Raw genomic sequence first — 23,029 nt, forward strand, 5'->3', positions numbered from 1 at the left:
CAGTGACCCTGGATGGACGCTTGGCGCGGCGGCATATTCCCCGCCCCCCTAGAAGGACGGGCGCCGGGCTTCGCCCGCGATCACGCCGCGCAGGCGATCACGGCCGCGCGACAGCCGCGACATCACGGTGCCGATGGGAATGTCCAGGGCCTGGGCGATCTCGGCATAGGCCATGCCCTCCAGCGCGACGAGGAGCAGCACCTCGCGTTGCTCTTGCGGCAGCGTGGACAGCGCCTTGTTCAGGTCCCGCAGGGCCAGGCGTTCGGCCTGGGTCGCGGCGACCGGCACCTCGGGGATGTGTTCGTCCAGCTCGACAAGCTCCAGCCGGCCGCGCCGCAACGCGTCGACGTGCAGGTTGTGCATGATGCTGAACAGCCAGGTGCGCATGTCGCCCACGCCCTGCCAGAGCCCGGCGCGCGACCAGGCGCGCTCCAGCGTGTCCTGCACCAGGTCGTCGGCGTCCTCGCGGTTGCGACGCAGGGCGCGCGCATACAGGCGCAGACGGGGCAGGCAACCCAGCACCGTGCCGGCGTCGGGCGACGACGAGGGGGGTTGCAGGCCGGCCATGGCCGGTGAATGCCGGCCGGCCCCTCAGCGGTTCAATTCAGCGGTTCAAACCGGTACGGCCGTCGTGTTCTTCAGCCGTTCCAGCACGAAGCTGGTCTTGCAGTCCTGCACGCTGGGATGCATCAGCAGGGTGTCGCTGATGAAGCGGGCGTAGTGCTGCATGTCCTGCACCAGCACACGCAGCAGATAGTCCATCTCACCCGTCAGCGCCGCGCATTCGACGACCTCGGGCCAGGTCTGCACGGCGGCGCGGAAGAGGTCGCGCGGATTGCGCAGCGGGTTGTCGGTCTGCTTTTCCAGCCGGACATTGATGTAGGCCGTCAGGCCCAGCCCGATGCGCTCCGGCGCGACGAGAGCGACATAGGACGCGATGACGCCCGACTCTTCCAGCCGACGCACACGTCGCAGCACGGCCGAGGAGGACAGGCCGGCCTCGCCGGCCAGCGTGTCGTAGGTGACGCGGCCGTCCTGCTGCAGCGCTCGCAGGATGCGTCGGTCGATGGCGTCAAGCTCGATGGCGGCTTCCATGGCCTGTATTTTGCAGTTTTACTGCGTGATCTTGAAAATCAGCGCCGATGTTTGCATGAAAACTGCGCAGGACGCGCCGCAGAATTTGTGTCTTCCAACAGCTTTGCGGCGAGGCAGACATGGCCAAGTTCACTCCCTGGGACAACCCCATGGGCACGGATGGTTTCGAGTTCATCGAGTTCGCAGCGCCGGACCCGGCCGCGCTCGGCGCCCTGTTCGAGACCATGGGCTTCACCGCCGTGGCCAAGCACCGCCACAAGAGCGTGACGCTCTATCGCCAGGGCGGTGTCAACTTCATCATCAACGCCGAGACCGACTCCTTCGCGCAGCGCTTCGCCCGCCTGCACGGCCCGTCCATCTGCGCCATCGCCTTCCGCGTCGACAACGCCGCCCATGCCTACCAGCGCGCGCTGGAGCTGGGCGCCTGGGGCTTTGACAACAAGGCCGGCCCGATGGAGCTGAACATCCCGGCCATCAAGGGCATCGGCGACTCGCTGATCTATTTCGTCGACCGCTGGCAGGGCAAGCACGGCGCCAAGGCCGGCGCCATCGGCAACATCAGCATCTACGACGTCGACTTCGTGCCCCTGCTGGACGCCGCCGGCCAGCCCGTCGACCCGAACCCGGTCGGCCATGGCCTGATCGAGATCGACCACCTGACGCACAACGTCTTCCGCGGCCGCATGAAGGAATGGTCGGAGTTCTACGAGCGCTTCTTCAACTTCCGCGAAGTGCGCTACTTCGACATCGAGGGCAAGCTGACCGGCCTGAAGTCCAAGGCCATGACCAGCCCCTGCGGCAAGATCCGCATCCCCATCAACGAGAGCTCGGACGACAAGAGCCAGATCGCCGAGTACCTGGACCTGTACCACGGCGAGGGCATCCAGCACGTGGCCCTGGGCACGACCGACATCTACCAATCGGTCGAAGGCATGAAGGGCACGGGCGTGGTGTTCCAGGACACCATCGACACCTATTTCGATCTCATCGACAAGCGTCTGCCGGGCCATGGCGAGAAAGTCGACGAGCTGCGCCGCCTGCGCATCCTCATCGACGGCGCCACCCACCTGGGCGTGGACAACGAGCTGCTGCTGCAGATCTTCACCAAGGAAGTCATCGGCCCGATCTTCTTCGAGCTGATCCAACGCAAGGGCAACGAGGGCTTCGGCGAGGGCAACTTCAAGGCCTTGTTCGAGAGCATCGAGCTCGATCAGATCCGCCGCGGCGTGCTCAAGGACGAGCCGGCCAAGGCCGTCTGAAGGCAGGCCCAGGACTCGTCCGCATGGACGAGTCCCATATGGCCCACGCCGTCCAACCGGTGCTCGCGTGAGCCCGGCAGCACGGCGGTCTCGGCCGGGTTGACGATCTGGTCGCAGCGCGTCCAGAAGCAGTCGATGTCCGCGAACCCCGGCTGCCCGGCCAGCCAGGCGCTGCCACGGCGCATCTGGGCCGCGTTGATGCCCAGGGCCTTCATTGCCATGCGCGTGCCCTGGTGGGGCGAGCCCAGCGTGATGACGCGCGGCGCCTCATGGCCGGCACCGTAGCGGCGCCACCAGGCCCTCAGCACGATGCCGCCCATGCTGTGGGCACACAGCACCGGCATGCGGCCCGTGTGGCCCTTCAGCTTCTGCACACCGGCCTCGATCTCGTCGGCATAGGCGTCGATGCTGCCGAAGGCCGGTTCCAGCGACGGCGCGATGAAGGCCACACCCTGCTCGCGCAGCCGCTTCAGCCAGCCATTCCAGCGGCCCCGGTTGCAGCCAAACCCGTGCACCAGCAGCACGCCGGTCTGGGCACCGACCGGCAGCTGGTCGGGCTCGGCCCATTCCCGCCAGGGCTGGCGCCAGGAAAAGGCCAGCTCGCTGGCGACGACCTCGCCGGCCCAGGCCTTCAGCAACTCGCCCCAGGTCGGGGCGGGGCGGTTGACCCAGCGCAGCTGCAGGAAGCCGCCGGCCAGCACGAGGGCATGCAGGCCCAGCGTCAGCAAGCCCCAGGCCCAGCCCAAGCGCCAACCCACCCAGAGCGCCACGGCCAGCCGCAACAGCCCCCAGATCCTCTGCAACCTCCCGTTCATCGCGCCAGTCTAAGCGGGCAAAATCTGCCCAGCCCCATGCAAGAACTGAGTGCCGAATCCCTGCTGAAAGAGCTGCGCGCCGTCGATGCCGAGCGCGCCCGCCGCGCCGCCGACCCCGCGCTCGAGGCACGCGTCCAGGCCCTCAAGACCTACCAGCAGCGCCGCTTCGCCGCCAGCTACGCCGACCTGTTGGCCAACCCGCGCTACGAGGCCGCCACGCGCTTCTTCCTGCACGAGCTCTACGGCCCGGACGACTACCGCCAGCGCGACGCCCAGTTCGCCCGCGTCATCCCGACGCTGACCCGCCTCTTTCCCGAAGAGGTGGTCGATACCGTGGCCCGCCTGGCCCGCCTGCATGCCCTGTCCGAACGCCTGGACACCCGCATGGCCGAGCGGCTGCCGTCGCAGGACATCACGGCGCATGACTACGCCACCGCCTGGCGTGCCTGCGGCGAGCCGGAATCGCGCCAGCGCCAGATCGAACTGACCATGGCGGTCGGCGAAGCTCTGGACAAGCTGACCCGCAAGCCCTTGCTGCGCCAGACCCTGAAGCTGATGCGCGGCCCCGCTCAGATGGCCGGTCTGGGCGCCCTGCAGAACTTCCTCGAAAGCGGCTTCGACACCTTCCGCGCCATGCGTGGTGCGGGCGAGTTCCTGTCCACTGTGCGACAGCGCGAAGACACACTTGCGCGCGCTTTGTTTCGGGCTGATGCCTCTGCGTTAGGGCAACTCCCCTAGCTTGATGTAACTGCGCGTCCCAACATCATCGGCTCCCACGCAGCGCACGCCAGAAGGGCCCGCCGATGACCGCCGTCCTTGCCGAAGTCACCGAAGTGACATCCCGAGCCAAGCCCTGGCTGGCCAGCTATCCAGCCGGCGTGCCGGCGCAGATCGACACCAGCGTCTACGGCTCCCTGGTCGACTTGCTGAACGAGGCCTTTCGCAAGCACGCCCAGCGCGACGCGGCCATCTGCATGGGCCAGCGCATGCGCTTCGCCGAGATCGACCAGCTGTCGATGCAGCTCGGCGCCTGGCTGCAGGCCCAGGGGCTGAAGCAGGGCGACCGCGTCGCCATCATGATGCCCAATCTGCTGCAGTACGGCGTGGCCATCGCGGCCATCCTGCGCGCGGGCTTCGTCGTCGTGAACGTGAACCCGCTGTACACGCCGCGCGAACTGGAGCACCAGCTCAAGGACTCCGGCGCCCGCGCCATCGTCGTGCTGGAGAACTTCGCCCACACCCTGTCCGAGGTCATCGCAGCGACCGACGTCAAGCATGTGGTGCTGGCCTCCATGGGCGACCTGCTGAACTGGTGGAAGGGCCCGCTGATCAACTTCGCCGTGCGCCACCTGAAGAAGATGGTGCCGGAGTTCCGTCTGCCGGTCGGCGAGGGCCGCACCGTCGTGCGCTTCAACGAGGCCCTGGCCCATGGCGACCGCCTGCACCTGAAGAAGCCCGAGCTCGGCCCCGACGACGTCGCCTTCCTGCAATACACGGGCGGCACCACCGGCGTGTCCAAGGGCGCCACGCTGCTGCACCGGAACATCGTCGCCAACATCCTGCAGGTCGAGGCCTGGTTCCAGCCCATGCTGGCCCGGCTGCCCGACCAGAACATGCAGTTCACCAACGTCTGCGCGCTGCCGCTGTATCACATCTTCGCGCTGACGGCCTGCTTCATGCTGGGTGCCCGCATGGGTCACCTCAACATCCTGGTGCCCAACCCGCGCGACATCCCCGGCTTCATCGAGACCCTGCGCGGCCACAAGGTGCACATCTTCCCGGCCGTCAACACACTGTTCAATGCGCTGGCCGCTGAACCCGGCTTCTCGCGCCTGGACTTCTCCGAGCTCGTCATCTCCAACGGCGGCGGCATGGCCGTGCAGCAGGCCACGGCCGAAAAATGGCTCAAGGTCACCGGCTGCCCGGTTGTCGAGGGCTATGGCCTGTCCGAAACCTCGCCGGCCGCCACCATCAACCCGCTGGATCAGCGCGCCTTCAACGGCAGCATCGGCCTGCCCATCTCGTCCACCGAGATCGCCATCCGCGATGACGACGGCAACGACCTCGCCATCGGCGAGCGCGGCGAGATCTGCATCCGCGGCCCGCAGGTCATGGCCGGCTACTGGAAGCGCCCGGACGAGACCGCCAACGTCATGTACGCCGACGGCTACTTCAAGAGTGGCGACATCGGCATCATGGACGAGCGCGGCTATGTGCGCATCGTCGACCGCAAGAAGGACATGATCCTGGTCAGCGGCTTCAACGTCTATCCGACCGAGATCGAGCAGGTCGTCAACATGCACCCCGGCGTGATGGAGTGCGCCGCCATCGGCGTGCCGGACTCGAAGTCGGGCGAAGCGGTCAAGCTCTTCGTCGTCAAGAGCGACCCGGCCCTGGCCGAGGAAGACCTGGCCGCCTACTGCAACCAGCAGATGACGGCCTACAAGCGGCCCAAGTTCATCGAGTTCCGCGACGAGCTGCCCAAGAGCAACGTCGGCAAGATCCTGCGCCGCGAACTGCGCACCGCAACCGCCTGAAGCCGCTGCCGGCCGCCAGCGGCCGTCAGAACGGGTTGTTCTTGGCGCGCTGCAGCGCGGCGGCGCCGATGCGCTGCTGCGCACTCGGGCTCAGCAGCACGTCACCGGCCCACAGCCATTGCGTGATGTTGGCGTCCTGCACCAGCGTGTCCGTCGTGCAATCCTGCGGCGCGACATCCGTGCGGCAGGCGGCATTGGTCACGTCGGTGTAGCCGAAGGCGGTCGGGAAGCGGGCGATCTGCTGGATGGTTTCGTCCACCAGCACCAGGCCGACCAGGCGACCGTCGTTGAGCAGGTTCAGGCGCAGAGCCGTGTTGAAGGCCGCGCTCAGGTCGTTCAGGAAGACGGCGCGGTCGATGTCGGGCTGGCTGACCTTCTCCTTCTGGCCGAAGGGCGTCAGGCCGACATCGAAGATGGTGCCGACCAGCACGCGGCCGTTGGCATTGGCGATGCGGTTGGCCTGGTCGGCCAGCAGCTTGCCCCGCGCCTTGGCCTCGTTGATCAGCGAGTCGCGGTTTTGCGCCGGAAACTGGCGGTAAAGCTCCAGGATGTCGTTGACACCGACCATGATGGACACGATGTCCTTGGGGCCGAAGCGGTCGTTGGACAGATGCCGGTCGATCTGGTCACGCACATCGCCCACCTTGTTGCCGGCGGTCGCGTACATGATGCCCTGGGGCAGGGCCACGAAGTCGCTGTTGCACTGCGGGTAGACGAAGCCGAAGCCGCTGGCCAGGATCTGGGCCCAGTTCGGATTGGTCTTGCAGTCCACCAGCTTGGTGTCGGCGTTCAGGCCGTTGATGCCGTACTTCTTGCCGCTCGACAGGATGGTGCCCATCTCGTCACCGAAGGCGATGACGCGGGTCGGTGCAAAGGGATCGATCTGCGAGGTGCCGCCGCCGCAGCCGGCGATCAGCGCGGCCACCGCGACCGTGGCGAGGGCCAGGCCGCGCTTGAATTTCTGGGACAGGACACGTTGCATGACGATCAACTCAGGACAGGAAACAACAACAAACTCAATCGGCAAAGGCGGCGGCGGCCCGGCTGAGCCGGTCACGCACACCATCCCAGGCGGGGTCGCGCGGTGGCGCCTCGACCCAGATTTCACGGGCGCCGGCCGCATCCAGGGCCCGCAACACCGCGAACAGTTCGTGGGCCGCTGCCGCCGGGTCGGCCGGCAGGGCCTGCCAACGCCAGGCTGGCAATCGGGCGCGTGAATATACAGCCACCCCCTCCAGGCCCCCGCTCGCGGCCGCTGTGGCCAAACGTAAAGCCAGTGCCTGGGCGTCCAGCAGGCGCACATGGGCACTGGGCGCGTAATGCGCAGCCAGCGTGCCCGAAGCCTTGGGCGCCGCGGCATCCGGCTCGGCCAGCGCCTCGCCGAGGACCGCCTCGATGCGGGCACGGTTGATCAAGCCGGGGCGCAGCAGCGCGGGCCGCTCCCGGCTGCAGTCGACGATGCTGGATTCGATGCCCACCTCGCAGGCGCCACCGTCCAGCACCATGAGCTCGGGGCCGAATTCCTCGACGACATGCCTGGCCAAGGTCGGGCTGACGCGGCCAAAGCGGTTGGCGCTGGGCGCGGCGACGCCGTCGACGCCCAGGCCGCGCGCCGCGGCCAGCACGGCCCGGGCCACCGGATGCGCGGGCGAGCGCAGGGCCACGGTGGCGTGACCGCCGGCCGCGGCCTCGGCCATGCCGGCCCGGCGCGGCACGATGACGGTCAGCGGTCCCGGCCAGAAGGCGTCCATCAGCCGGCGCGCGGTGGCCGGCAGATGGTCGGCGAAGGGCTCGGCGCCGGCGGCGTCCAGCACATGGACGATCAGTGGGTGGTCGCTCGGCCGGCCCTTGGCGGCAAAGATCCTGGCCACGGCTTCGTCCCGGTCGGCCCGTGCCGCCAGGCCATAGACGGTCTCGGTCGGCAAGCCCAGCAGCTCGCCGTCGGCCAGGCGGCGCGCGGCGGCCTGCACGGCTTCGGGGTCGTGACCGGGCAGGACCAGCATCAGAAATCGGTCGGCAGACCCAGCAGCGCCGCGGCCTGCAAAGCCACGGCATGGGCCGCTGCGGGCGTCTCAGCCGTGACGTTCAGATGCCCCATCTTGCGGCCGTGGCGGGCGTCGGTCTTGCCATACAGGTGCAGGTGCGTGCCCGGCAGGGCCAGCACGCGGTCCCAGGCCGGGGGCGTGGGACCGCCGTCCGCCTTGAACCACAGATCACCGAGCAGGTTCAGCATGATGGACGCCGAATGCTGGCGCGGCTCGGGCAGGGGCAGGCCGGCCAGCGCCCTCACCTGCAGCTCGAACTGCGACACGTCGCAGCCGTTCATGGTCCAGTGGCCGGAGTTGTGCGGGCGCGGCGCCATCTCGTTGACGACGAGGCGGCCGTCCTCCAGCCAGAAGAACTCGACGCACAGCACGCCGACATAGTCCAGCGCTTCGGCAACCTGGCGGGCGGCAGCGATGGCCAGCTTCTCCACCTCGGCCGGCACATCGGGCGCCGGCACCTCGGTGACGGCCAGGATGCCGTCGCGGTGCAGGTTCTGCTGCACCGGAAAGTTGACGATCTGGCCGTCGGCACCGCGCGCGACCAGCACGCTCAGCTCGAACTTCAGCGGCAGCAGCTGCTCCAGCACGCAGGGCACACGCTTGAGGTGGGCCCAGGCCAGAGCCAGCTCTGCGATCGTCGACACGCGCATCTGGCCCTTGCCGTCATAGCCCATGCGGCTGGTCTTCAGGATGCCGGGCAGCAGGCCGGGGTCGACGGCCGCCAGCTCGATCTCATTGGTGATGACGGCATGCGGCGCGCAGGGCACGCCGGCCGCCTCGAAATGTGCCTTCTCGACGGCCCGGTCCTGGCAGACGGCGACGGCTGCGCCGGACGGCGCGACGGTGCGCATGCCCGCCAGGGTCTCCAGCGCCAGCGCCGGCACATTCTCGAACTCGGTCGTGATCCCGTCGCAGTCCCGCGCCAGCTGGGCCAGGCCGAAGTGGTCGAGGTAGTCAGCCTTGATGTGCTTCTCGGCCACGGCGCCGGCCGGGCTGATGGCGTCCGGATCCAGCACGATGCAGCGGTAGCCCAGGGCCTGGGCGGCATGGACGAACATGCGGCCGAGCTGGCCGCCACCGAGGACGCCGAGGGTTGCGACGCCGGGAAGCAGCGCCGGCATCAGCGGAGTTCCTCGCTCATGGCCTGGGCCACGGCCGTCTGCCGGGCGCGGAAGGCGTTCAGCTTGTCCAGCAGGGCAGCGTCGCCCGTCGCCAGCATGGCCACCGCGAACAGCGCCGCATTGGCCGCCCCGGCATTGCCGATGGCAAAGGTCGCGACCGGGATGCCCTTGGGCATCTGCACGATGGAGTGCAGGGAATCAACGCCCTGCAGATGGCGGCTGGCGACCGGCACGCCCAGCACCGGCACCGTCGTCTTCGCGGCCAGCATGCCCGGCAGGTGGGCGGCGCCGCCGGCGCCGGCGATGATGGCCTTCAGCCCGCGGCCACTGGCCGCTTCGGCATAGGCGAACATCTCGTCCGGCATGCGGTGGGCCGACACGACCCGCGCCTCGAAGGCGACACCGAACTCGGTCAGAATCTCGGCCGCCTGCTTCATCGTCTCCCAGTCACTGCTGGAGCCCATGACGATGCCGATGACGGCATCAGGGTTCTGGGGGGCTGGGGTGGACAAGGTCGCGCTCCGGGGCTCAGAAAAGCCTTGAATTGTAGGTGGCGCGTCCGCAACTACCCTCAGCCATGATCGACATCACCCTCCAGAACTTCGAAGCCGAACTCATCAATGCCTCCCAGACCCAGCCCGTGCTGCTGGACATCTGGGCGCCCTGGTGCGGCCCCTGCCGCACCCTCGGCCCCATTCTGGAAAAGCTGGAAACCGCCTACGCCGGTCGTTTCACGCTGGCCAAGCTGAACAGCGACGAGGTGCCCGAGATCGCCTCCCAGCTCAGCCAGATGTTCGGCGTGCGCAGCATCCCCTTCTGCGTGATGTTCGCCGGCGGCCAGCCGGTGGACGGCTTTGTCGGCGCCCTGCCCGAAGCCCAGATCCGCGAATTCCTGGACAAGCATGTACCGCCCGGCGAGGAGCTGGAAGCCGAGGCCGACCTGGCCGAAGCCGAAGAGCTGATGGCCGACGGCGACCTGGAGGCGGCCCTGGCCAAGCTGGCCCATGCGGTGCAGACCGATCCGGGCAACGACAACGCCCGCTTCGACTATGTGAAGGCCCTGCTGGAGCTGGGCCTGCTGAACGACGCCCAGGCCGCCTTCGCGCCGGTGGCCGCCAAGGCCGCCGACACGCTGGTGCCCTCGCCGCGCCTGGCGGCGCTGGCCATCTGGCTCAGCGCCTTCGAAGCCGCGACCGGCGCCGACCCGGCCGCCCTGCAGGCCGCCATCGCGGCCAACAAGCGCGACTTCGACGCCCGCTTCACGTTAGCCCAGCTGCACCTGGCCGGCCAGCGCTTCACCGAAGCCATGGACGAGCTGCTGGAAATCATCATGCGCGACAAGGCCTGGAACGGCGAGGCGGCGCGCAAGACCTATGTGGCCATCCTGGAGCTGCTGGCCAAGCCGGCTCCCAAGCCGGCCGCCGAGGCCAAGAGCGGCACGCTGGAACTGGCCGGCAAGGCCGCCGTCGTGCACAGCGACCCGCTGATCGACCAGTACCGGCGCAAGCTGTCGATGGCCTTGTTCTGAGGCCCGGGGGCGGGTCCTGCGACCCGCCTTGCGGTCAAGGCACGCCGTTGTTGCCGCGGTTGCTGCGGACGTCGCGCAGTCTCACGCATTCGGGATCGTTGTGATAGATCGGCTTTTCGCATTGCCGGTCGATGCACCAGGCGCGGGCAAACAGCACCCGGCCGCCGCAGGCTTCGCTGGCCGTGCGCGGCTCATTGGACGCCGCCGCGGTGGACGCGGGCACCGGCTTGCTGGGCGGGGCCGTGGCGGGGCTGGGCGCTGCCGGCTCAGGTGCCACCTGCACCGGGCTGCGCGGCACCGGGCGAACCTCGCCGGGCCTTTCCGTCGTGATGGGCCTTGGCGTCGGCTCACGGCGCGTCGCCGCCGAAGCCGGGTTCGGCCGCGGTACAGCAGCTGATGCGGCGGGCGGCGGGCCCGGCTTGATCTGCGGCGGTGGCACCACGACCGCCTGGCTGGCCGGCGCGCTGGGCGGCGCGGGCGCGGGCTCCGCGGGAGCAGGCGCAGGTGCGGGTGCTGGCTCGGGAGCAGGCGCGGATGCGGGCGCCTCGACAGGGGCCACAACGGACGAAGCCGCGGGCTCAGGCACCACCGTTTCAGGCGCCGCCGGACGCCCGCGCATCTGCATGACGACCAGGCCCACCAATGCCAAGACCAGCACGCCGCCACCGGCCAGGGCCGGTCCGCGCCAGGAGCGCGGCGCGGCAGGGGCTGGCACCGGCGCCGGGGGGCCAGGCGCCCGCTTGGGCGGCTTGGGTGACGGCGGCTGGGGCGGCGGTGGGGGCGGCGGAGGCGGCTTGCGCTTGGGCACGACGACGGTGGAGTCGTCCTCGTCCGGCGGCAGGCCCTCGACGGTGTCGCTGAAATCCAGGTCCAGGGCCTCGGCGGGCGGGCGCGCGACGGGCACGGACGGCGTCGGGGCGATGGTCCGCGGCGGCGCCGCATGAAGGGGAGGCACGGCGGCACGGCCATCCAGGGCATCGCGCCAGGCGGCCGCCGTTTGCGGGCGCTGGTGAGGGGCCACGCGCAGGGCCCAGTCCATGCCGGCCAGGAAGGCCGGCGAGTAGCCGGGAATGTCCAGCGGCGCGAGCTCATCGCCCATGGCCCGGGCCGTGGCCGGCGGCGGCGGACGCCCGGTGAGCAGCTCGTGCACGGAGCCTGCCAGCGCGTAGAAGTCGGTCCAGGCGCCCTGGCGCAGCGTCGTCGCCTCGGCGTACTGCTCAATGGGCGCGAAGCTGGGCTTCAGGATGGCCGTGAAGACCTGGGTCTTGTCACTGATGGCCTGGCGGGCGGCACCGAAGTCCAGCAGGATGGGCGCACTGCCGTCGGCCGGCATGAAGATGTTGTCGGGCGCGACGTCGCGGTGCCAGACCTGCTGGGCATGCAGGGTCTCGAGGCCGCCGAGGACGGCGTCGAAGATGCGCCGCACCCAGGCTTCGGGCGGCGGCGTGGGGCGGGCCTTGCGGGCCTCGCGCAGGTTCTGGCCCACCAGGCGGGGCATGGCCATATAGGCCGTGCCATTGGCCTCCCAGAAGCGGTAGACCTTGAGCAGGGAGGGATGGTCGAAGCGCGCCAGCAGCTTGGCCTCGTTGACGAAGCTGCGCCGGCCGAGATCGAAGGTCTCCTTCATGGACACCGAACGCACCGACACATGCGATTGCCCATCGCGCAGTGCGAACTGGCTGGGCATGTACTCCTTGATCGCGATCTCGCGCTCCAGCGAGTGGTCGCGCGCCAGATAGACGATGCCGAAACCGCCCACGCCCAGGGTGCCGGTGATTTCCAGCTCGCCAAAGCGGGTGCCCACCGGCAGGGCATTGATGGCTTCGTCGTCGCGGAAGTCGGCGGTCATAGGCCGGCGAGGGTACCGCAGCCAGGCCGTGCCGAGACTCGGGAGAATGCCCGGTCAGCGTGGCGGAGTACCCAATCCTGAGGACCTCAGGCGCTCGGCCCAATGGCGGCGCTGGGCCGTGTCACGGCCCCAGGCCGCCTGGGCCTCGTCGCCATGGCGGGCAGCCAGCGCGTCCTCGCGCAGCTTGGCGTAGACCTGGGCCAGGCGGGCATGCAGGGCCGCGCATTCGTCCAGGTCGCAGTGGGCAGCGTCCTCGGCCAGCACCTCGATGGCCGCCTGGTCGGCCAGCGCGCGGGCGCGCTGCACGTCGCCGGTGTTGGCCCAGCACCAGGCCAGGTCGGCCAGCAGGCTGACGCCGGTGCGGGCCAGGCCCGCAGCCACGGCCTCGGGCAGATGCGCCTCCAGCAGCGCGGCGGCGGCGGGATAGTCGCCCTGCACGGTCAGCAGCTGGGCGCGCAGCAGCGGCGTCAGGTCGGCACGGGCCGAACCGCCGACGGCGTCGTCGAAATGGCCGATGGAATCGACACCCAGCAGCACTGCCGGCGCCTCGCCGGGTTGGCCGGCCAGGGCGGCATGGCGGATGCGCAGCGCGCGCATCTGCATCTGGTTGTAGAGCAGGGCCGCGAGGCCGGCGTCGTCGCCGTCGGCGCTGGCGGCACGTCGGCCCCAGGCATACCAGGCCGAGGCGGCGGCTTCGTCCTGGGCCAGGTCCCAGGCCATGCCCAGGGCGGAGGCGACACGGCACGCGGCGGCGTTCGACGCCGCACCTACAGACCCTGCGGCGTTGTCGGCCGGGGCCGCCAGCACGGCGGCCGCGTGGCTGACGAGGCGGTCGACGTTGCGGTCGACAAAAGCCATCTGGGCCAGCCAGGCGTCGCTGATGGCCTGCAGGGCCGGCAGCCTGGCGGCCTGGGCCATGACCTGGGCCCGTTGCACACGCTCACGGGCACCGCCGCCGAAAGCACTGAAATAAGCCGTCAGGCCCTCGGCCAGATGCAGCCAGGCGGCCAGCTCGGCGCGCGGATGGACGAGGACGCGGGCCTGCAGCCGGTTCAGTTCCTCGCGGGCCTCGGCCTCGCGGCCATGGCGCAGCCACAGGATGGCGCGCTGGGCCTGCAGCACGGCGACGCGCGCCGGCATGGCCGCGGCGGCGGCAATCTCGCCATCCAGCCGCTGCGCCAGCCGGCTCCTCAGCTTGACCGGTCCCGCGACGGCGCTCATGCGGTCAACCGCTGCAGGGCTTCTTCGTACTTCTGCACCGTGTTGGCGATGACCTCGCCCGGCAGGGCCGGCGCCGGGGCCTTCTTGCCCCAGGGCTGGCCGTCGATGCGCACGGCTTCCAGCCAGTCGCGCACGAACTGCTTGTCGTAGCTGGGCGGGTTGCTGCCCGGCGCATAGCTCTCGACCGGCCAGTAGCGCGACGAATCAGGCGTCAGCACCTCGTCCATCAGCGTCAGCGTGCCGTCGGCGTCCAGGCCGAACTCGAACTTCGTATCGGCAATGATGATGCCCTTGGTCAGCGCGAAGTCGGCGGCGCGCTGGTAGAGCTGGATGGAGATGTCGCGCACGCGGGCCGCGAGGTCGGCACCGATGATGCCGGCCGCCTGCTCGAAGCTGATGTTCTCGTCGTGGTCGCCCATCTCGGCCTTGGTGGCGGGCGTGAAGATGGGCGTGGGCAGCTTGTCGGCGTTGCGCAGGCCGGCGGGCAGCTGGACGCCGCAGACGCTCTGGCTCTGCTGGTATTCGGCCCAGCCGCTGCCGGCCAGATAGCCGCGCACGACGGCTTCGATGGGCAGGGGCTTGAGGCGCTTGACCAGCATGGCACGGTCACGGATCTGCTCGCGCTCGTCGCCGCTGACGACGGACAGCGGGTCGTCGCCGGTCAGGTGGTTGGGGACGATGCCGTCCAGCTTGTCGAACCAGAACAGGGCCATGCGGGTCAGCAGCGCGCCCTTGCCGGGAATCGGCTCGCCCATGATGACGTCGAAGGCCGACAGCCGGTCGCTGGCGACCATCAGGATGCGGTCCTCGCCGACGGCGTAGTTCTCGCGCACCTTGCCGCGGCCGAGCAGGGGAAGGGAGGTGAGGCTGGATTCGTACAGGGCTTGGGGCATGGCGGCGCGACTCGGGGAGAAGGCCGGGATTTTAGGTGCCGCCTCCACCCAGATAGCGGCGAACCGTGGCCGCAAAGCTATGGACGTCGATGGGCTTGGCCACGTAACCGTCGCAACCCGCGGCGCGAAAGCGCTGTTCATCCCCCTGCATGGCAAAGGCGGTGAAGGCGATGACGGGCAGGCCGGCGAGATCGGGCGTGGCCTTGATGGCCCTGACCAGGCTCAGGCCGTCGGTGCCGGGCAGCTGGATGTCGACGAGGGCCAGGGCCGGCCGGCGGGCGCGCAGCCTGGCCCAGGCCTCGTCGACATGCAGGGCGCGGTCGACGACGAAGCCATCGGCCTCCAGCACGTACTGGGCGAGGTCGAGGTTGAGCTCGTTGTCATCGACGATGAGGATGCGGTTATTGGGCATGTGAGCTCTCCATGGAGCGTCCTGCGGGCCGAGCGACGGGCCGCTCCCTAGCCGGCCCGCGCTGGCGATGTGCTTGCGGCTCAATGCTGCAAGCATCGCCGTCCCCTCGGGGGACCGACCAGGCGTGCCCGCGTTCAGCAGGGCAGGAGTGGGCGAGGGGCACGTTCATATCAGGGCCCCGTGATTCGGCCGCGCCGGTCCTGGCGGGCGGCGCGCAGCAGCGCGTCGCGCACCTCGGCCAGGGCCTGGGCTTCACCGGCGCTGGCAATGGCCGTGGCCGAGCGCGCCAGGCTCTCGATGTCCTGGGCGCCGAGGTTCAAGGCCGTCCAGACGATGACGGGCAGCGGCGCCCAGCGCGGCTCGCTGCGCAGTTCGTGCAGCACCTGGAAGCCGTCGATGCCCGGCATCATCAGGTCGAGCACCAGGGCCGCCGGGTTCAGGGCGGGCAGGCGCTGCAAGGCCTCGGCGCCGCTGGCGGCGGCCACGGCCTCGATGCCGTTGGCCTGCAGGGCGGCGCACATCAGCTCGCGGCAGGCGGCCTCATCGTCAACGACCAGCACGGGCCGCCCCGGGCCGAGGCGGTCGCGCAGCGGCACCAGGGCACGGGCCAGGGCTGGGCGGCGCAGCGGCTTGGCCAGCACCTCGGCCACCGGGAAGGCGATGCCGGCGCCGGAGGCCGGCGTCAATGCCAGCGCCTTGACGGCCGCGTGCATGGATGGCCCGCCGCTGCGCAGCGCGGCCAGCAGGGACAGACCCGGCGCGTCGGGCAGGCCGAGGTCCAGGGCCAGCTCGGTGTAGCGGCGCACCCGCCCCAGGCGCAGCACCTCGGCGGCCGTGGCGGCGGTGTCGGCAGCCACGCCGGCCCGGGACAGCTCGCGGGCCACACCGTCGCGCAGCGGGTGGTCGCGCAGCGCCACCATCTGCTGGTGAGCCGGCCGCGGCGACGCCGCGTCTGCGTCCAGCGGCTGGCGCGGCAGCACCGCGTAGAAACGGCTGCCGCGGCCGGGTTCGCTGTAGACACCGACCCGGCCCCCCTGAGCCTCCACCAGGCGCCGCGTCAGCGCCAGGCCCAGTCCCGTGCCCTGGTGGCGCTTGGTCAGGCCGTCGTCCAGTTGCTGGAACTCGACAAAGAGCTGGCCGATGCGGTCCGGCGGGATGCCGATGCCGCTGTCCTCGACCTCCAGCCGCCACAGCCTGGGCCCCTCCTCCACCATGCGCAGCTCGACATGGCCGCCGGCCGGCGTGAACTTGATGGCGTTGGACAGGTAGTTCAGCAGCACCTGCTTGAGCCGCGCCGGGTCGAGGACGAGGCCGCGCAGGCCCGGCTCGATGAAGGACTTGAGGCCGAGGTCGCGCTGGCGGGCCAGCACCGCGACGGTGGCCATCACGTCGTCCACCAGGGCCGGCAACTCGACCGGCTCGGCATGGAAATCCATCTTGCCAGCCTCGATCTTGGACAGGTCGAGCACGTCGTTGATCATGTTCAGCAGATGGCGGCCGCTGCTGGCAATGTGCTGCAGCCACTCGCGCTGGCGTGCCGCGTCGGCCGGCTGATTGCCCATGGTCAGCAGGTCGGCAAAGCCGATAACGGCGTTCAGCGGCGTGCGCAGCTCATGCGACATATTGGCCAGGAACAGGCTCTTGAGCCGGCTGCTCTCCTGCACGCGGCGGTTTTCCGCGGCCAGCCAGATGGCCTGCTGGCGGGCCTGCTCGGCCGTGCGCGTGGCGGTCACGTCGGCAACGATGCCCACCAGGCGCGGCGCGCCGGCGTCGTCATGGGTGACGCGGGCATCCAGGCGCAGCCAGTGCACGCTGTCGTCCGGCCAGACGACGCGGAACTCGGCATGCCAGGGCTGGTGCCCCTCGGGCAGGGCGGCGAGGCCGGCCTCGACCATGGCGCGGTCCTCGGCATGGACGGTGGCCAGCATGCGCTCGCGGCTCCAGGCCTCGCGCGTGTCGGCCAGGCCGAAGCACTGGTCGTAGCGGCGCGAGCGGTGGATGGCGCCGCTGTCCAGCTCCAGCTCCCAGTCGCCGATGGCGGCCGACTCGAGCGCAAAGCGCAGCCGGGCCTCGCTCTGGCGCAGGGCTGCCTCGATCTGACGCTGGTGGGTCAGGTCGCGGGCCGACTTGATGCCGCCGATGATGCGGCCGGCCGCGTCGCGCAGCGGCGAGACCTGGGCCGAGATCTCGACGCGCCGGCCATCCTTGGCGATGCGCACGGTGCGGAAGGGCGGCACGGGCTGGCCCTGGGCGATGCGGCTCAGGATGCCCATCTCCTCGGCCTCGCGCTCGGGCGGGATCATCATCTGCACGGGCTGGCCGACGGCCTCCGCCGCGCTGTAGCCGAACATCTGCTCAGCGGCAGCGTTCCAGTTGGTGATGCGGCCGTCCAGCGTCTTGACGACGATGGCATCGGCCGAGGATTCGACGACGGCCGCCAGGCGGCGTGCCTCGGCCTCGGCCTCGGTCAGGCGGCCCACGTCGCGAAACACGAGGGCCACGCCGCGCACCCGGCCATCGGCATGGTGGGTCAGGTCGGCATGGACCTCGACGGGACGCGCGCTGCCGTCGCGCGCCAGGCAAACGGCCTGCCGGCGGAAGGCTGCATCGCGATCGCCCTGTTGCAACACCTCGACGGGGTTGCGCGCCTTCAGGCCGTCCGGCATGCCCTCGCGATCGAACACATCCCAGACCGGCAGGCCGAGGGCCTCCGCAGCGGGCCAGCCGGTGATGCGCTCGGCGACCGCATTGATGCGGGTCACGCGTCCCCGCGCATCCGTCGAGATGAAGCCCGCATCGATGGCTGACAGCGTCGCGGCCAGGCTCTGCTCGGCCTCCAGCTGATGGTCCTCGGCGCTGTGGCGGCGGTCCATCTCGCGGCGCAGGGCTTCGTTGGCGGTGCGCATCTCATCGATGGACGGCAGGGCCAGCAGCGTCGGCATCAGTCGCCAGACCACCGCCGCCGTCAGCACCGAGGCGCAGGCGGTGAAAACCTTGCCAGCCGTCTGCAGCCCATAGTCGGGACGCCAGATGGTCCAGACGTCCAGCAGATGCGTGATGCCGCAGGCAAAGATGAAGACGGCGAACAGCGTCGCGATGCTGCCCAGATTGACCTGGGGGCGGCGGCGCGCGTAGCGGGCGATCGCCAACGGGATGGAGAAATAGGCCAGCGCAATGGCGAGGTCGGCGCTGACCATGGTCCAGAGCAGGCCCGGCGACCACTGGAAGCAATAGCCGTGCGGCAGGAACCCGGCCCGCGCGACGATCCCGGTCAGCTCGTCCATCCCGCACTCCCACCCCCCAACGACTGGGAAGTTATGCCGATGCATTGTGGCCCCGCAAACAGGGGGTGCATCCTCTGGAATGTGGCTTATTCCCGGGAGTTCAGCAGCTCGAAGCCCCCATAGCGGGCCATGAAGCGCGCGCGGCCTTCGCGTTCGAAGGCCTGGGCGTCCCAGTCGCCCGGCAGCAGGCGGTCGGCGAAGGCGCTGCGGAAGCGATAGACCTGGGCAGGCAGCGTCGTGCCGTCGGCCCGGGCCACGACGACACCGGCGCGCTCGTACTCCTCGCCTTCGAAGGCATCGAGCCGTTGCCAGGCGTCGGGAGTTACATCGAGGTAGAGGCGGCCCGGCACGAGGCCGCCGGGCGCGGCCTGCAGGCCGGGGTAGTCCTGACCACGCACTGGGTGGCGCCGGTGATCCGCCAGCGAGGCTGGCTCGCTGGCGAATTCATGCCCGCAGACGCGGGCCATGATGTCGGCCCACATCAGCGAGCCGTAGGTGAAGCAGTGACGGGTCACTGCACCCTTACTGGACCTTCTGCGCCAGCTCGCCGCGCGCATAGGCGCCGGCGATGTCGCTCAGCGTGCGGCCCTTGATCTTGGCGGCCTGGCCTTCGCAGCCAAACTGCACATAGCGCTCCTTGGCGATGACCTTGGCGGCCTCGCGGGCCGGCTTGAGCCATTCGCGGGCGTCGAACTTGTCGGGGTTCTCGGCCAGAAACTTGCGCACCGCGCCCGTCATCGCCAGGCGGATGTCGGTGTCGATGTTGATCTTGCGCACGCCATGCTTGATGGCTTCCTGGATCTCGCTGACCGGCACGCCGAAGGTCTGCTTCATCTTGCCGCCGTACTGGTTGATGATGGCCAGCAACTCCTCGGGCACGCTGGACGAGCCGTGCATGACCAGGTGGGTGTTGGGGATGCGGGCGTGGATTTCCTTGACGCGGCCGATGGCCAGGATGTCGCCCGTGGGCTTGCGGCTGAACTTGTAGGCGCCGTGGCTGGTGCCGATGGCGATGGCCAGGGCGTCCAGCTGCGTGGCCTTGACGAAGACGGCGGCCTCCTCGGGGTCGGTCAGCATCTGGCTGTGGTCCAGCTTGCCCTCGGCGCCGATGCCGTCTTCCTCGCCGGCTTCACCGGTTTCCAGGTTGCCCAGGCAGCCCAGCTCGCCCTCGACGGTGACGCCGACCTGGTGGGCCATCTCGACGACCTTGCGGGTGACGTCCATGTTGTAGTCGAAGGAGGCCGGCGTCTTGCCGTCTTCCATCAGCGAGCCGTCCATCATGACGGAGCCGAAGCCCAGGTCGATGGCACCGGCGCAGACCTTGACGCTGGTGCCGTGGTCCTGGTGCATGACCAGGGGGATGTGGGGGTACATCTCGGCAGCGGCCTGGATCAGGTGCTTGATGAAGGGTTCGCCGGCGTATTTCCGGGCGCCGGCCGAGGCCTGCAGGATGACCGGTGCGCCGACTTCGTCGGCCGCGGCCATGACGGCCTGCACTTGTTCCAGGTTGTTGACGTTGAAGGCTGGGATGCCGTAGCCGTTTTCGGCGGCGTGGTCCAGCAGCTGGCGCATGGAAACGAGAGGCATGGGTTGTCCCCGGTGTAGTTGAGAAATCTCGACCGACTGCGGCACACACCCTAGGCTGTAACCGCGCCGTAACTGGTTGGGGATTCTATGGAGTCGCGGGGATGCCCCACCCCCCTCGCTTGCCGGGCGCTTCACAATGCCCCGCCATGACCCGGCTCGTCTTCGACCACCTCACCAACTGGATCACCGCCGCGGCCAGCGAGCATTCGCACGAGCTGCCGGCCCACATCGAGGAGCGCACGGGCGCCAGCCACCGCGCCGTGCTGGCGGCCCTGAAGCGCCTGGTGGACGCCGGCTGGCTGACCCGCTCCGGCACCAGCCGCCGCCCGGTGTTCGCCCCCGGCGCCCTGCGCCAGGTGGCGCGCAGCTACACCCTCTACGGCCTGCAGGAAGACCTGCCCTGGCAGCGCGACTTCGCGCCTCACTTCGCGTTGCCGAAACATGTCGAGCGCATGGTGCAGCATGGCTTCACCGAGCTGGTCAACAACGCGGCCGACCATTCCGGCGGCAGCAGCGTCACGGTGTCGCTGCGCCAGACGCCCACCCATGTGCAGCTCCTCGTCAGCGACGACGGCATCGGCGTCTTCGACAAGATCTGCAGCGCCTTCGCCCTGGAAGACCCCCAGCACGCCATGCTGGAGCTCAGCAAGGGGCGGCTGACCAGCGCCCCCGACGCCCACACCGGCCGGGGCCTGTTCTTCAGCAGCCAGCTGGCCGACGTCTTCGACATCCACGCCAACAACACCGCCTACCAGCGCCGCGCCTGGGAAAGCGCGGGCTGGAAAAAGGGCCGCGCCCTGCCCCGCCAGGGCAGCAGCATCTACATGGCCATCGCGCTGAACACGACGCGCACGCTGGACGGCATCATGGAGGCCTGGAGCATCGGCGGCGACGGCATCGAATTCGACCAGACCCGGGTGCAGCTGCGCCTGCTGGCCGGCGAGGGTCAGGCCCTGGACTCACGTGCCCAGGCCCGGCGCGTCGGTTCGCGGCTGTCGACCTTCAGGCGCGCGGAGATCGACTTCGACGGCGTCACCGACGTCGGCCACGGCTTCACGGACGAACTCTTCCGCGTCTTCGCCAAGGCCAATCCGCAGATCGAGCTGGTGGCCATCAACGCGACGCCGCGCATTGAGGCCCTGGTCAAGAGCGCTCGCGCCGGATGAAGCTGGCCCTCTTGCTTGCGCTGGGCATGGCCTGCACCCTGGCACAGGCCCAGGACCGACAGGGCTGCAGCGATGCGATCGAACAGGCGCTGCGGGCGGCTCGGCCACGCACCGTCGGGCTCGGCGAGCTGGTCTCTCAGCACTGCAAGCCCTGGCCGCCTGCCGCGGACCGCATCTCCGCCGCCGTGATGGCCTTCCAGAGCGCCGCCAAATCACCCGAGGGCGACGCCGCCTGGGAGGTGGTCCTCGCCTTGCTCGATGCCCGCACACTGCGCCCTCTGCAGATGCGCTGGACCCATGTCGACTCGGACGCGCTCACCGGCGTCGGCGAATACAGCTTCAAACTGGATACCGCGGCCTGGCAGTTGACGCCACAGCTGCGCGCGCTGGGGCTGCGCTTTCATTCCACGGTCCATGGCTCACAGTACGCCGAGGCCATCTGGAGCAATGAGCTGATGCTGTTCGTGCCCGACGGCGGCCGCTTGCGCCAGGTGTTTGGCGTCGCGACACATGCCCGGGCCCGGCTCGAGAACGACGAGAACGAATGGCAAGGCGCTCAACTCTCCCTGGCCATGAGCCGACCCGGCCCTGCGGGATGGGCCGACATCGTCGTCACCGACACCGACGACCACGAAGGTGCCAGCCGCCGGCCGCGCCGATGGACCTACCGCTACGACGGCAAGGCCTATCGCCTGAACGCCGACCCGGCGCCGTTCTGGAGCAACTACTGCTGCGCGGTGAGCTGGTGAGCCCGCTCAGGGCTTCCTGAGCGCCGGCACCGGCGGCACTGCGATGCGCGGGCCGTTGTAGCCCTCAACCACGCCAAAGCGCCCGCCATCCTCGCGGGCCCAGTCCATGGCCCAGTCCTGCATCTCCGCAGGCTCGCGGGCGACGAAGTTCCACCACAGCAGCGGCGGTTGCGCCCAGGGCTCGCCGCCCAGCAGCAGCAGGCGCGACGCGGCCGAACAGCGCAGCTCGACGGACTCGCAGCCCGGGCCGATGTAGAGCAGGGTGCCGGGCGCGATCGTCTCAACGGCATCATGGCCTGCCGGCGCGGCCTCGATCTCGCCTTCCAGCAGCATCAGCCCGTGCTCGAATCCGGCATCCAGCTTCAGCACCGCATCGGCCGGGCCGTCGGCCACGAGGTCCACGCCCAGCAGCGGCGTGAAGCTGGGCACCGGCGAGCGCAGGCCACCGAAATCACCGACCAGCAGCGTGCCGTCGAAGCCGCCCACCGAGCAGCGCGGCAGCTCGGCGAAATGCTGGAAGCTGGGCGCCCTCTCCCGCTCGGCGTCCGGCAGCGCGATCCACAGCTGGGCCAGGTGGATGCGGTCGGACAGCGACTCCTCGCTGTGCGAGATGCCATGACCGGCCGTCATCAGATTGACCTGCCCCGGCCGCAGCACCTGCTCCGAGCCCAGGCTGTCGCGGTGCAGGATTTCGCCTTCGATCATCCAGCTGAAGGTCGACAGCCCGGTGTGCGGATGGGGGCCAACATTCATGCGCCTCTCGGGCGGCAGCGTGGCCGGGCCGGCGTGGTCGGCAAAGCACCAGGCACCGATGACGCGGCGGCCCTTGTTCGGCAGCGCCCGCTGGATGGGGATGCCGCCGACGTCGCCGATATGGCTGGTGATGCGCTCGACGTGCAGGCTCATGAGACCCTCTTCTTCACGAAGTCGACAAAGCCCTGCACGAAATGCTGCAGCTGCTCGCGGATCTTGTCGTCCACCAGGTGGCCGTCGGCATCGAAGACCGTGCCGGCCTTGGACACCATCAGCCGCCCGCCCATCCAGAAGTCGCTGCCGAAGGTGCGGAAGACCGACAGCAGCGCATCCTGGGACTGCACGGTGCCGAAGCCACCGGGCGTGGCGCCGATCAAGGCCGTCGGCTTGCCGCCGAACAACTTGGCGCCCTCGCCGCTGGGCCGCGACAGCCAGTCCAGGCCGTTCTTCAGCACGCCGGGAATGCTGTTGTTGTACTCGGGCGTGCTGACCAGCAAGGCGTCGGCGGCACGGATCTCCTCGCGCAGCTTCGTCACCGCCGCGGGGATGCCCTGGGCCTCGACGTCGCCGTCGTACAGCGGGATGCCGTGCAGGGTGCGCAGCTCGATGGTGACGCCCTCGGGCGCCATCGCGAGGGCGGCGCGCAGCAGGGCGGTGTTGTAGGAGGCGCGGCGCAGCGCGCCGCTGAGGGCAATGATGTGCATGGCAGGACGGC

22 protein-coding genes are annotated in these 23,029 nt (G+C 69.7%); 6 read left to right on the top strand and 16 right to left on the bottom strand.

Going from position 1 to position 23,029, the window contains the following annotated elements; genetic code table 11:
- Positions 1–48: 48 nt before the first annotated feature.
- Both ACS5PN_RS29360 and ACS5PN_RS29365 read right to left on the bottom strand, forming a co-directional pair.
- Positions 49–567, bottom strand: a complete 519-nt coding sequence (locus ACS5PN_RS29360) for an RNA polymerase sigma factor (protein WP_439467561.1) — start codon at positions 565–567, stop codon at positions 49–51.
- Between the two features lie 45 nt (positions 568–612).
- Positions 613–1,095 (bottom strand): Lrp/AsnC family transcriptional regulator, encoded by a 483-nt coding sequence (locus tag ACS5PN_RS29365; protein WP_439467562.1) that lies wholly within the window; start codon positions 1,093–1,095, stop codon positions 613–615.
- A 119-nt stretch (positions 1,096–1,214) separates the two neighbouring features.
- Between ACS5PN_RS29365 and hppD the strand changes: the two genes are divergently transcribed.
- Positions 1,215–2,354 (top strand): 4-hydroxyphenylpyruvate dioxygenase, encoded by a 1,140-nt coding sequence (gene hppD / locus ACS5PN_RS29370; RefSeq protein WP_439467563.1) that lies wholly within the window; start codon positions 1,215–1,217, stop codon positions 2,352–2,354.
- On the opposite strand, the gene ACS5PN_RS29375 is transcribed toward hppD, so the two are convergent.
- A complete protein-coding gene (locus tag ACS5PN_RS29375; protein ID WP_439467564.1) occupies positions 2,306–3,169 on the bottom strand; it encodes an esterase/lipase family protein in 864 nt (287 codons plus the stop codon). The two genes, hppD and ACS5PN_RS29375, sit on opposite strands and share 49 nt — an antisense overlap.
- 36 nt (positions 3,170–3,205) lie before the next feature.
- Here ACS5PN_RS29375 and ACS5PN_RS29380 point away from each other — a divergent pair, with 36 nt between their 5' ends.
- The gene (locus ACS5PN_RS29380) at positions 3,206–3,907 is read left to right on the top strand and encodes an FFLEELY motif protein (RefSeq protein WP_439467565.1); all 702 of its coding nucleotides are present in this window, start codon (positions 3,206–3,208) and stop codon (positions 3,905–3,907) included.
- Positions 3,908–3,972: 65 nt separating this feature from the next.
- Complete coding sequence (locus ACS5PN_RS29385) at positions 3,973–5,706, top strand: long-chain-fatty-acid--CoA ligase (protein ID WP_439467566.1); 1,734 nt, start codon at positions 3,973–3,975, stop codon at positions 5,704–5,706.
- A 25-nt stretch (positions 5,707–5,731) separates the two neighbouring features.
- On the opposite strand, the gene ACS5PN_RS29390 is transcribed toward ACS5PN_RS29385, so the two are convergent.
- Genes ACS5PN_RS29390 through purE form a run of 4 tightly spaced genes read right to left on the bottom strand, consistent with a single transcriptional unit; the run spans position 5,732 to position 9,336 of the window.
- Positions 5,732–6,688, bottom strand: coding sequence for an SGNH/GDSL hydrolase family protein (locus ACS5PN_RS29390; protein WP_439467567.1), 957 nt, complete (start codon positions 6,686–6,688; stop codon positions 5,732–5,734).
- A gap of 34 nt (positions 6,689–6,722) precedes the next feature.
- Positions 6,723–7,709, bottom strand: coding sequence for an L-threonylcarbamoyladenylate synthase (locus tag ACS5PN_RS29395; protein ID WP_439467568.1), 987 nt, complete (start codon positions 7,707–7,709; stop codon positions 6,723–6,725).
- Positions 7,709–8,872, bottom strand: coding sequence for a 5-(carboxyamino)imidazole ribonucleotide synthase (locus ACS5PN_RS29400; RefSeq protein WP_439467569.1), 1,164 nt, complete (start codon positions 8,870–8,872; stop codon positions 7,709–7,711). The genes ACS5PN_RS29395 and ACS5PN_RS29400 overlap by 1 nt, the downstream gene beginning before the upstream one ends.
- Positions 8,872–9,336 carry a 5-(carboxyamino)imidazole ribonucleotide mutase gene (gene purE, locus ACS5PN_RS29405; protein ID WP_439467696.1) on the bottom strand — a complete coding sequence of 155 codons (465 nt, stop codon included), beginning with the start codon at positions 9,334–9,336 and terminating at the stop codon, positions 8,872–8,874. Before purE ends, ACS5PN_RS29400 begins: the two co-directional genes overlap by 1 nt.
- Before the next feature lie 113 nt (positions 9,337–9,449).
- On the opposite strand from purE, the gene ACS5PN_RS29410 reads away from it, so the two are divergent.
- On the top strand, positions 9,450–10,400 hold the full coding sequence (locus tag ACS5PN_RS29410) for a tetratricopeptide repeat protein (RefSeq protein ID WP_439467570.1): 951 nt from the start codon (positions 9,450–9,452) through the stop codon (positions 10,398–10,400).
- 34 nt (positions 10,401–10,434) lie between these two features.
- Here ACS5PN_RS29410 and ACS5PN_RS29415 read toward each other — a convergent pair whose 3' ends face one another.
- From ACS5PN_RS29415 to fba, 7 genes are all read right to left on the bottom strand, one after another.
- The gene (locus ACS5PN_RS29415; protein WP_439467571.1) at positions 10,435–12,249 is read right to left on the bottom strand and encodes a serine/threonine protein kinase; all 1,815 of its coding nucleotides are present in this window, start codon (positions 12,247–12,249) and stop codon (positions 10,435–10,437) included.
- Positions 12,250–12,303: 54 nt separating this feature from the next.
- Positions 12,304–13,470, bottom strand: a complete 1,167-nt coding sequence (locus ACS5PN_RS29420; protein ID WP_439467572.1) for a hypothetical protein — start codon at positions 13,468–13,470, stop codon at positions 12,304–12,306.
- Complete coding sequence (locus ACS5PN_RS29425; RefSeq protein WP_439467573.1) at positions 13,467–14,363, bottom strand: phosphoribosylaminoimidazolesuccinocarboxamide synthase; 897 nt, start codon at positions 14,361–14,363, stop codon at positions 13,467–13,469. Before ACS5PN_RS29425 ends, ACS5PN_RS29420 begins: the two co-directional genes overlap by 4 nt.
- 31 nt (positions 14,364–14,394) lie before the next feature.
- The gene (locus ACS5PN_RS29430) at positions 14,395–14,775 is read right to left on the bottom strand and encodes a response regulator (RefSeq protein WP_439467574.1); all 381 of its coding nucleotides are present in this window, start codon (positions 14,773–14,775) and stop codon (positions 14,395–14,397) included.
- Positions 14,776–14,945: 170 nt separating this feature from the next.
- Positions 14,946–18,059, bottom strand: coding sequence for a PAS domain S-box protein (locus ACS5PN_RS29435; RefSeq protein ID WP_439467575.1), 3,114 nt, complete (start codon positions 18,057–18,059; stop codon positions 14,946–14,948).
- Between the two features lie 86 nt (positions 18,060–18,145).
- On the bottom strand, positions 18,146–18,574 hold the full coding sequence (locus ACS5PN_RS29440; RefSeq protein WP_439467576.1) for a gamma-glutamylcyclotransferase family protein: 429 nt from the start codon (positions 18,572–18,574) through the stop codon (positions 18,146–18,148).
- 7 nt (positions 18,575–18,581) lie between these two features.
- On the bottom strand, positions 18,582–19,646 hold the full coding sequence (gene fba / locus ACS5PN_RS29445) for a class II fructose-bisphosphate aldolase (RefSeq protein WP_439467577.1): 1,065 nt from the start codon (positions 19,644–19,646) through the stop codon (positions 18,582–18,584).
- Between the two features lie 146 nt (positions 19,647–19,792).
- Between fba and ACS5PN_RS29450 the strand changes: the two genes are divergently transcribed.
- Both ACS5PN_RS29450 and ACS5PN_RS29455 read left to right on the top strand, forming a co-directional pair.
- Complete coding sequence (locus ACS5PN_RS29450) at positions 19,793–20,812, top strand: STAS-like domain-containing protein (protein ID WP_439467578.1); 1,020 nt, start codon at positions 19,793–19,795, stop codon at positions 20,810–20,812.
- Positions 20,809–21,561 (top strand): hypothetical protein, encoded by a 753-nt coding sequence (locus tag ACS5PN_RS29455; protein WP_439467579.1) that lies wholly within the window; start codon positions 20,809–20,811, stop codon positions 21,559–21,561. Before ACS5PN_RS29450 ends, ACS5PN_RS29455 begins: the two co-directional genes overlap by 4 nt.
- Positions 21,562–21,567: 6 nt before the next feature.
- Here ACS5PN_RS29455 and ACS5PN_RS29460 read toward each other — a convergent pair whose 3' ends face one another.
- Complete coding sequence (locus tag ACS5PN_RS29460) at positions 21,568–22,467, bottom strand: pirin family protein (protein WP_439467580.1); 900 nt, start codon at positions 22,465–22,467, stop codon at positions 21,568–21,570.
- Positions 22,464–23,018, bottom strand: coding sequence for an NADPH-dependent FMN reductase (locus ACS5PN_RS29465; RefSeq protein WP_439467581.1), 555 nt, complete (start codon positions 23,016–23,018; stop codon positions 22,464–22,466). Before ACS5PN_RS29465 ends, ACS5PN_RS29460 begins: the two co-directional genes overlap by 4 nt.
- Positions 23,019–23,029: the final 11 nt, after the last annotated feature.

Origin of the sequence: Roseateles sp. NT4, assembly GCF_051857475.1 — a bacterium.
Classification (GTDB): Bacteria; Pseudomonadota; Gammaproteobacteria; order Burkholderiales; family Burkholderiaceae_C; genus Pelomonas.

Excerpts from the sequence above, each read along its gene's own strand:
- ACS5PN_RS29365 (WP_439467562.1), bottom strand. The coding sequence starts at position 1,095 with ATGGAAGCCGCCATCGAGCTTGACGCCATCGACCGACGCATCCTGCGA.
- ACS5PN_RS29465 (WP_439467581.1), bottom strand. The coding sequence starts at position 23,018 with ATGCACATCATTGCCCTCAGCGGCGCGCTGCGCCGCGCCTCCTACAAC.
- purE (WP_439467696.1), bottom strand. The coding sequence starts at position 9,336 with ATGGGCTCCAGCAGTGACTGGGAGACGATGAAGCAGGCGGCCGAGATT.
- ACS5PN_RS29450 (WP_439467578.1), top strand. The coding sequence starts at position 19,793 with ATGACCCGGCTCGTCTTCGACCACCTCACCAACTGGATCACCGCCGCG.
- hppD (WP_439467563.1), top strand. The coding sequence starts at position 1,215 with ATGGCCAAGTTCACTCCCTGGGACAACCCCATGGGCACGGATGGTTTC.
- ACS5PN_RS29460 (WP_439467580.1), bottom strand. The coding sequence starts at position 22,467 with ATGAGCCTGCACGTCGAGCGCATCACCAGCCATATCGGCGACGTCGGC.
- fba (WP_439467577.1), bottom strand. The coding sequence starts at position 19,646 with ATGCCTCTCGTTTCCATGCGCCAGCTGCTGGACCACGCCGCCGAAAAC.
- ACS5PN_RS29390 (WP_439467567.1), bottom strand. The coding sequence starts at position 6,688 with ATGCAACGTGTCCTGTCCCAGAAATTCAAGCGCGGCCTGGCCCTCGCC.
- ACS5PN_RS29410 (WP_439467570.1), top strand. The coding sequence starts at position 9,450 with ATGATCGACATCACCCTCCAGAACTTCGAAGCCGAACTCATCAATGCC.
- ACS5PN_RS29420 (WP_439467572.1), bottom strand. The coding sequence starts at position 13,470 with ATGAGCGCCGTCGCGGGACCGGTCAAGCTGAGGAGCCGGCTGGCGCAG.
- ACS5PN_RS29430 (WP_439467574.1), bottom strand. The coding sequence starts at position 14,775 with ATGCCCAATAACCGCATCCTCATCGTCGATGACAACGAGCTCAACCTC.
- ACS5PN_RS29455 (WP_439467579.1), top strand. The coding sequence starts at position 20,809 with ATGAAGCTGGCCCTCTTGCTTGCGCTGGGCATGGCCTGCACCCTGGCA.
- ACS5PN_RS29400 (WP_439467569.1), bottom strand. The coding sequence starts at position 8,872 with ATGCCGGCGCTGCTTCCCGGCGTCGCAACCCTCGGCGTCCTCGGTGGC.
- ACS5PN_RS29415 (WP_439467571.1), bottom strand. The coding sequence starts at position 12,249 with ATGACCGCCGACTTCCGCGACGACGAAGCCATCAATGCCCTGCCGGTG.
- ACS5PN_RS29395 (WP_439467568.1), bottom strand. The coding sequence starts at position 7,709 with ATGCTGGTCCTGCCCGGTCACGACCCCGAAGCCGTGCAGGCCGCCGCG.
- ACS5PN_RS29425 (WP_439467573.1), bottom strand. The coding sequence starts at position 14,363 with ATGCCCCAAGCCCTGTACGAATCCAGCCTCACCTCCCTTCCCCTGCTC.
- ACS5PN_RS29360 (WP_439467561.1), bottom strand. The coding sequence starts at position 567 with ATGGCCGGCCTGCAACCCCCCTCGTCGTCGCCCGACGCCGGCACGGTG.
- ACS5PN_RS29380 (WP_439467565.1), top strand. The coding sequence starts at position 3,206 with ATGCAAGAACTGAGTGCCGAATCCCTGCTGAAAGAGCTGCGCGCCGTC.
- ACS5PN_RS29385 (WP_439467566.1), top strand. The coding sequence starts at position 3,973 with ATGACCGCCGTCCTTGCCGAAGTCACCGAAGTGACATCCCGAGCCAAG.
- ACS5PN_RS29435 (WP_439467575.1), bottom strand. The coding sequence starts at position 18,059 with ATGGACGAGCTGACCGGGATCGTCGCGCGGGCCGGGTTCCTGCCGCAC.
- ACS5PN_RS29375 (WP_439467564.1), bottom strand. The coding sequence starts at position 3,169 with ATGAACGGGAGGTTGCAGAGGATCTGGGGGCTGTTGCGGCTGGCCGTG.